Origin of the sequence: Roseisolibacter sp. H3M3-2 (assembly GCF_029211165.1) — a bacterium.
Classification (GTDB): domain Bacteria; phylum Gemmatimonadota; class Gemmatimonadetes; order Gemmatimonadales; family Gemmatimonadaceae; genus Roseisolibacter.
The window spans coordinates 1-7178 of sequence record NZ_JARGEK010000257.1; the positions used below are offsets into that span (position 1 = coordinate 1).

Annotated in this window: 6 protein-coding genes, 1 tRNA gene and 1 rRNA gene; 5 read left to right on the top strand and 3 right to left on the bottom strand. The window is 75.7% G+C overall.

The annotated features are described in order from the left end of the window. Window positions 1-1490: vWA domain-containing protein (locus PYV61_RS17895; RefSeq protein ID WP_275834127.1), on the bottom strand; the 1490-nt coding region annotated here is incomplete at its 3' end. A gap of 286 nt (window positions 1491-1776) precedes the next feature. On the opposite strand from PYV61_RS17895, the gene PYV61_RS17900 reads away from it, so the two are divergent. The 5 genes from PYV61_RS17900 (at window position 1777) to mltG (ending at window position 5973) form a co-directional block, all read left to right on the top strand. Further along, window positions 1777-1850, top strand: a tRNA-Arg gene (locus PYV61_RS17900). A 117-nt stretch (window positions 1851-1967) separates the two neighbouring features. Further along, window positions 1968-2921 carry an MlaD family protein gene (locus PYV61_RS17905; protein ID WP_275834129.1) on the top strand — a complete coding sequence of 318 codons (954 nt, stop codon included), beginning with the start codon at window positions 1968-1970 and terminating at the stop codon, window positions 2919-2921. A gap of 238 nt (window positions 2922-3159) precedes the next feature. Then, window positions 3160-4452, top strand: a complete 1293-nt coding sequence (rho, locus tag PYV61_RS17910) for a transcription termination factor Rho (protein ID WP_275834131.1) — start codon at window positions 3160-3162, stop codon at window positions 4450-4452. Then, window positions 4449-4910 (top strand): Holliday junction resolvase RuvX, encoded by a 462-nt coding sequence (gene ruvX, locus PYV61_RS17915; protein ID WP_275834133.1) that lies wholly within the window; start codon window positions 4449-4451, stop codon window positions 4908-4910. Before rho ends, ruvX begins: the two co-directional genes overlap by 4 nt. Beyond that, a complete protein-coding gene (mltG, locus tag PYV61_RS17920; RefSeq protein ID WP_275834135.1) occupies window positions 4903-5973 on the top strand; it encodes an endolytic transglycosylase MltG in 1071 nt (356 codons plus the stop codon). Before ruvX ends, mltG begins: the two co-directional genes overlap by 8 nt. Here the strand turns inward: mltG and PYV61_RS17925 are convergent. After that, a complete protein-coding gene (locus PYV61_RS17925) occupies window positions 5933-6775 on the bottom strand; it encodes an HD domain-containing phosphohydrolase (RefSeq protein ID WP_275834137.1) in 843 nt (280 codons plus the stop codon). The two genes, mltG and PYV61_RS17925, sit on opposite strands and share 41 nt — an antisense overlap. A gap of 93 nt (window positions 6776-6868) precedes the next feature. Then, window positions 6869-6985 (bottom strand): 5S ribosomal RNA (gene rrf, locus PYV61_RS17930). Window positions 6986-7178 lie beyond the last annotated feature (193 nt).

The window sequence follows — 7178 nt, forward strand, 5'->3', positions numbered from 1 at the left end:
GACGCCGCGTCGTCGGCCGCGAGCTGCAGCGGCGCGTGCGCGGCGCCGGCGGGCGTCGGGCGCTCCGTCAGCTCGGCCGCCGGGATCGGCCGGTCGCCGTCGGCCGCCGCGGCGGCGCCCAGCTGCACCGGCATCGCCTCCTCCAGCGGCGTCCCCGCGTAGCCGCCCTCCGCGAACGCGCGCCGCCCGCCCAGGAACAGCAGCCCGCCCCCGCGCACCGACACGAACTCCGCCAGCATCCGCAGCTGCTCGGCGCTGAACGCGCTCGCCTCGACCGAGCCGAGGATCACGCCGTCGTACGCGAACAGCGCCTCGCGCGTCGCCGGGAAGCCGCCCACCAGGTCGAGGCTGTCCGCGACGCCCAGGCGCAGGTACTTCCCGTCGGCGGTGCGCTGCAGCAGCGCGACCTGCAGCCGCTCGTCGTCGGCCACCGCGCGCCGCACGAACTTCGGCTCGAAGCGCGGCTCCCCCTCGAAGTAGAGGATGCGCGCCGGCGCGTCGCGCACGTCCACCAGCAGCGGGCGCTCGTTGTTCTCGGCCAGCGTCTCCCCCTGCTGCCGCGGCACGCGCACCACCAGGCGCCGCGCGCCGGCGTCGGGCATCGGCACGTGCAGCGCGACCGGGAGCGCGTCGCCGGCCTCCGGGAGCACGACCTCCTTGCGCGCCAGCAGGTGCCCGCCCTCGGCCTCGACGGTCACCGGCACCGTGGCGCCGGCCAGCCCGCGGTGCTCGAGCACCACGTGCAGCGACAGCGCGGAGCCCTGCAGCACGGTGCGCGGCGCCTCGACGCGCGACACCTCGACGTCGCGCACCGCCGCCGGCGCGCCCACCCCCACGGGGAACACCGGCGTCCCGCGCGCGCGCAGCGCCAGCACCGCGTCGGCCAGCGCGGTCGGCGCGCCGTCGGCGCCGTCGGTCAGCACGACCACGCCCGAGAGCGGGACGCCGTCGAGGTCCTCGCGCACCCGGTCGAGCGCCGCGCCGAGCCGCGTGCGCTCGCCGGCGAACGCCAGGCTGTCGACCCCCGCCGCCGGCCCCGCCTCCTCGGCGAAGCGGTACACGCGCACCCCGAACTGCGCCTCCAGCGCGCGGCGCAGCGGCGTGCCCGCGCCGAACAGCGCCGACGCCGCGTCCGCGCGCGCCTTCCCGCCCCAGTCGCGCACGCGCATGCTGCGCGAGTCGTCGACCAGCACCGCCACCGTGTTGCGGCGCGGGACCGCCGCCGCCAGCACGAGCACCGGGCGGAGGAGGCACGCCACCAGCACCGCGATCGCCGCGACGCGCAGCCCCGTCAGCACGGCGCGGTCGCGCGCGCTCGCACCGCCGCGCGCGCTCCGGTACGTCCACGCCACCACCGCCGCCAGCAGCAGCCCCGCGAGCACCAGCGCCAGCGCCGCGCCGCGCGGGGCGTCGAACGCGAGACGCCCCTGCGCGAACAGCGCCGGCCGGTACTTGAGCAGCAGCTCGAGCACGGAGTCGAGGGCGGGCATGGGGCCTCGCGGGTGGACGCGCGGACGAACGGACGGACGGCGCACGGGCGACGCGCCGTGCGCCCTTTCGTTAAGGGCGTCCGGCGCGCCGGCCCACTCAGCCAACGCGCGGGCGATCCCCCGCGTTGGCTCGGCGGCCCGGCGCGCCACCGGTGCGAGCGGCCGGTACCCCATGCTCGTCGCGGGGTTCAACGATGGGAGCTACGCGCAGGTTCGGAATCGGTCAACCTCGGCCGGCTCTTGCTCCGCCCCCCGCGCCCGCGTTAGCGTTCGCGTCGATGCACGTGCGCGTGTAGCTCAGTTGGATAGAGCGTCGCCCTCCGGAGGCGAAGGTCGCAGGTTCGAATCCTGCCACGCGCGTCCCGCACGACCGAGCGCTCGCTCGTCCGTCCGCAGCACCGCCGCCGGCGCCCCCTCGGGGCGCCGGTTCGCGCATCCGCCCCGGCCGCTGGTCCGGCCCTTGCGAAGCTCGGCCGTATGTCGCGAGCGACCACCTGGCGGGACCTGCGGCTCGGCGTGGCCGCCCTCGTCGTGGTCGTGGTGGGCGCGCTCGGCGTGCTGCGCTGGGCCCGCGTCGGCGCGCTGCACGGCGATACCGAGCCCCTCTACGCCGCCACCCCGCACGGCCGCGGCGTCCTCCCCGGCAGCGAGGTCTGGCTCGACGGCGTCAAGGTCGGCGTCGTGCGCGAGGTCGGCTTCCGCCCCCCCAGCGCCGACACGCTGACGCGCGTCCTCCTCGCGCTCGACGTCCTCACCGAGGCCATGCCGCGCATCGCGCGCGACGCCCCGGTCGAGGTCCGCCCGGGCGGGAGCTTCATCGGCTCCCCGATCGTGGCCATCACCAGCCGCGCCGCCGGCGAGCCGCTGATCCGCGCCGGCGACACGCTCGTCTCGCGCCGCTCGCGGGAGCTCGACCAGGCGCGCGCCGACCTGGCGCTCGCGGCCTCCGAGGTCCCGGTCATCCTCGACAACCTGACGGTCCTGGCCTCGCAGCTCCGCTCCGCACGCAGCACCCTGGGCGCGCTCGGCGTCGAGGGGCCCGACCGCCTCGCCGAGACCGGCGCCGCCGTGGGCGGCGTCATGCAGGCGGTGCGCGGCGGGAACGGCACCCTCCCGCTCATGATGCGCCGCGGCGAGCCCATGGCCCGCGCGCGCCTCGCGATGGCGCTCGGCGACTCGGTGCGGCGCCTGCTCGACGGGCCGTCCTCCTCCATCGGCCGGCTGCGCCGCGACTCGACCCTCCTGCGCACCGTCGATGACCTGCGCGCGGAGCTGACCCGCGTGCAGGCGGCCCTCGCCGAGCCCCGCGGGACCGCCGGCCGCCTCCAGCACGACTCCGCGCTGGTCCGCCGGGTCGCGGCCACCCGCGCCGAGATGGACGCGCTGGCCGCGGACCTGCGACGCAACCCGCTCCGCTACCTCTCCTTCTGACCCCTCCCCGGTCCGCCGCGCCCCCCGGGCCGCGTCGTCCCCGCCGCGCTTGACCCCCTTTCCGAACGACCGTTAGCTTCGCGCTGCACGACGGGCCGGACCTCGGGGTCGCCGTGCGACCCCCACGCCGTTCCGCGGCCGGATCCCACCACCGGCCGCCCCCGCCCGACGGGTGCGCGACGCCGCACGGCGCCCTTCCCCGCTCCGCCCACCCGTCCACACCCCGCCCCGCCCCGCCGTGCCTGGAGACGTCGTTCCAGGGGCCGACGCCCCGCTCGTCGACATCGCAGAGCTCAAGCGCAAGTCCCTCCCCGAGCTGCACGCGCTCGCCGAGGAGCTCTCGGTCGCGAACCACTCCGGGCTGCGCAAGCAGGAGCTGATCTTCCGCATCGAGCAGTCGCTGCTCGACGCCGACGTGCTCCTCCGCGGCGACGGCGTCCTCGAGGTGCTCCCCGAGGGCTACGGCTTCCTGCGCAGCCAGGACTGGAACTACCTCTACGGCCCCGACGACATCTACGTCTCGCCCTCGCAGATCAAGCGCTTCGACCTGCGCACCGGCGACACCGTGGTCGGGCAGGTGCGGCCGCCGAAGGAGTGGGAGAAGTACCTCGCCCTGCTCAAGGTCGAGCGCATCAACGGCGACGAGCCCGAGAAGGCGAAGCAGCGCGTCACCTTCGACAACCTGAAGCCGCGCTACCCCGACGAGCGGATCCACCTCGAGACCCCGGACGGCGACGTCAGCACGCGCCTGTGCGACGTCATCGCGCCGCTGGGCAAGGGGCAGCGCGGCCTCATCGTCGCCCCGCCGCGCGCCGGCAAGACGGTCCTCATGCAGAAGCTGGCGAACGCGATCGCCGCGAACCACCCGGAGATCGCGCTCATCATCCTGCTGATCGACGAGCGCCCCGAGGAGGTCACGGACATGCAGAACTCCGTGCCCAAGGCCGAGGTCATCTCGTCGACCTTCGACGAGGCCGCCGACCGCCACGTGCAGGTCGCCGACATGGTGCTCGAGAAGGCCAAGCGCCTCGTCGAGCACGGGCGCGACGTCGTCATCCTCCTCGACTCGATCACCCGCCTCGCCCGCGCGCACAACACGGTCGTCCCCAGCTCGGGCAAGGTCCTCTCGGGCGGCGTCGACGCCAAGGCCATGGAGAAGCCCAAGCGCTTCTTCGGCTCGGCGCGCAAGATCGACGGCGGCGGCTCGCTCACCATCGTCGCCACCGCGCTCGTCGAGACGGGCTCGCGCATGGACGAGGTGATCTTCGAGGAGTTCAAGGGCACCGGCAACATGGAGCTCATCCTCGACCGCAAGATCGCCGACCGCCGCATCTTCCCCGCGCTCGACATCAACCGCTCGGGGACGCGCCGCGAGGAGCTGCTGTTCGACAAGGACGAGAACAACCGCGTCATCCTGCTGCGCAGCTTCCTGGCGCCGATGCCGGGCGACGAGGCGATGCTCTTCCTCCTGCAGCGCATGGGACGCACGCGCTCCAACAAGGAGTTCTTCGCCGCCATGGCGCAGGGGTGAGCGCCGCCGTGGCCGCGGCGACCAACGGGCGGCTGCTCGCCGTCGACTGGGGCGACCGCCGCATCGGGCTCGCCCTCAGCGACGAGCTGGGGATGATCGCGTCCCCCGCCGGCGTCGTGGAGCGGCGCGCGGGCAAGCGCCCGCCGATCGCGGAGCTGGTGCGCCGCGCCGAGGCGCTCGGCGCCCGCGGCTTCGTCGTCGGCCTCCCGCTCGACCAGAACGGCGACGACACCCCGCGCGCCGCCGAGGCGCGCCACGTCGCCGCCGAGCTGGCGAAGCGCACCGGGCTCCCCGTGCGCCTCGTCGACGAGCGCTTCACCACCGCCGCCGCGCTGCGCGCCATCCACGACATGGGCGGCAGCACGCGCGGCCGGAAGGGCGACGTCGACGCGCTCGCGGCGGCCGTGCTGCTGCAGCACGCGCTGGCCCTCCCCGCCGAGACCGATCCCGATGCGTAGCCCGCTCGCGCGGCTCGCGCCCCTCGCGCTGGCGGCGGCCCCCGCGTGCGGCGGCCCGTCCGGCGGCCCGCCGGCGCGCGTCGTGATCCCGCGCGGCGCGACCTTCGCCGCCGCCGCCGACTCGCTCGCCGCCAAGGGCGTCGTCGGCTCGGCGACGGGACTCCGGCTCTGGGCGAAGCTCAAGGGGCGCGACCGCGCCATCAAGCCGGGGACCTACGAGTTCCAGCCCGGCCAGTCGTTCGCGTCGCTCGTCGACGCGCTGGAGAGCGGGAAGGGCGTCGTGCGGTCGATGACGGTCGTCGAGGGGTGGGAGCTGCGGCAGATCGCCCCGCAGCTCGCGCGCGTGCTCGAGGTCCCGCTCGACTCGGTGCAGGCGGCGGTGCGCGACACGGCGCTCCTCCGCCGCCTCGACGTCCCGACCGAGACGCTGGAGGGGTACCTCTTCCCGGCGACCTACACCTTCGGCGCCGGCACCTCCGCCCGCGAGGCGGTGGCGCAGATGGTCGCCGCCTTCGAGCGGCAGTGGGCGCCCGAGTGGGACGCCGAGCTGCAGAAGCTCGCGATGAAGCGCCACGACGTGGTGACGCTGGCGTCGATCGTCGAGCGCGAGGCGCGGCGCCCCGAGGAGCGCCCGGTCATCGCCGCGGTGTACCACAACCGGATCCGGAAGGGGATGCGGCTGGAGGCGGACCCCACCGTCGAGTACGCGCTGCGGCGCCGCGGGATGCGCATGTTCTACCGCGACCTCGAGGTCGAGTCGCCGTACAACACGTACCGCGTGAAGGGGCTCCCGCCCGGGCCGATCGGCGCCCCGGGGGGCCCGAGCCTCGCCGCCGCGGTGCGCCCCGCCACGGTGCCCTACCTGTTCTTCGTCGCGCACCCGGACGGGCACCACGAATTCCGCACCACCTTCGCCCGCTACCAGGTCGAGGTGCGCGAGGCGCGCGCGGGGGGCGACGCCGCGGCGCGCGCCGACGCGCCGCGCGCGCCCCCGGCGCCGGCGCCCGCCCCTACCGGAGCGCCTACCGGCGCGCCGCGACGGCGGGGCGCCAGCGGAAGCTGACGTTCGGCACCGGCGTCTCGCGCTGACGCGCGCGGCGCTCCCCCCGCGAGACCCGCCCGCGCGTGCGCGGCCGTGGATTCGCCGGCGCCGTCCGCTCCCGCGCCTCCGCCCGCGCCGACGCCTCCATGCGCCGCCGGATCTCGGCGAACACCGGCGGCGACAGGAAGAGCGCTGCCAGCGACGGGTCGAACTGGCGCCCGCTCCCCTCCTGGATCACGCGCGCGCCGCGCTCGGGATCGCTCCCCGCCCGGTACCGCCGCGCGTGCGTCACCGCGTCGAAGGTGTCGGCGATGGCGACGATGCGCGCCGCCAGCGGGATGTCGATCCCGCGCAGCCCGTTCGGGTAGCCGCCGCCGTCCCACCGCTCGTGGTGCGCGACCACCCCGTCGGGGAGCTCGGGGTAGAAGGCGCACAGCGGCGCGAGCACGTCGGCCCCGCGCTTCGGGTGCGTCGCGATCGCCTCGCGCTCCTGGGGGGAGAGGCCGTCGTCGTCGTGCACGAGGTCGAACAGCGCCTCGTGGATCTTCCCGACGTCGTGGAAGAGCGCCACGCGCTCGACCTCGCGCCGGCGCGCGCTCGGGAGCCCCGCCGCCTCGGCGAGGACGAGGGCGTAGTCGGCGACGCGGCGCACGTGCGCGCCCGTCTCGGCGTCGTTGGCGTCGATCGCGTTGAGCAGCGACTCGAGCGTGGCGGCGGCGAGGCGTTCGGCGGACTGCCGGCGGCGGCGCGCGGAGCGCCAGGCGGCGACGGCGATGGCCGCGGCGGCGGCGGCGATCGTGGTGGGGGAGGGCGAGGCGGTCACGCCGGGCGCGGTTGGCAAGAAGCGCACGAACGGGACGGGCGGACGCACGAACGCCCCGCACACGTGATGTGTGCGGGGCGCTCGTGAACGAGGTGCCGGCGACGGCCTACTCTCCCGCGCTCTCTCGAGCGGAGTACCATCGGCGCTGTCAGGCTTAACGACCGTGTTCGGGATGGGAACGGGTGTGGCCCTGACGCTCTAGTCGCCAGCGATGCTTTCTCCGGCCGCGCGCCCCCTGGGGGGCATGCCGCCGGGCATGCGAGAAGTGAGATGACGAGGGAGTGGGATCGATCTCGGCGCCAGTGCGCCGGATCGGTGTCTTGCTGTGCGTAGTGCGATGTGAGGTACATCCCCAGCAGTGTGGGGAGTAGTCAAGCCGCACGGGCGATTAGGAGCGCTACGC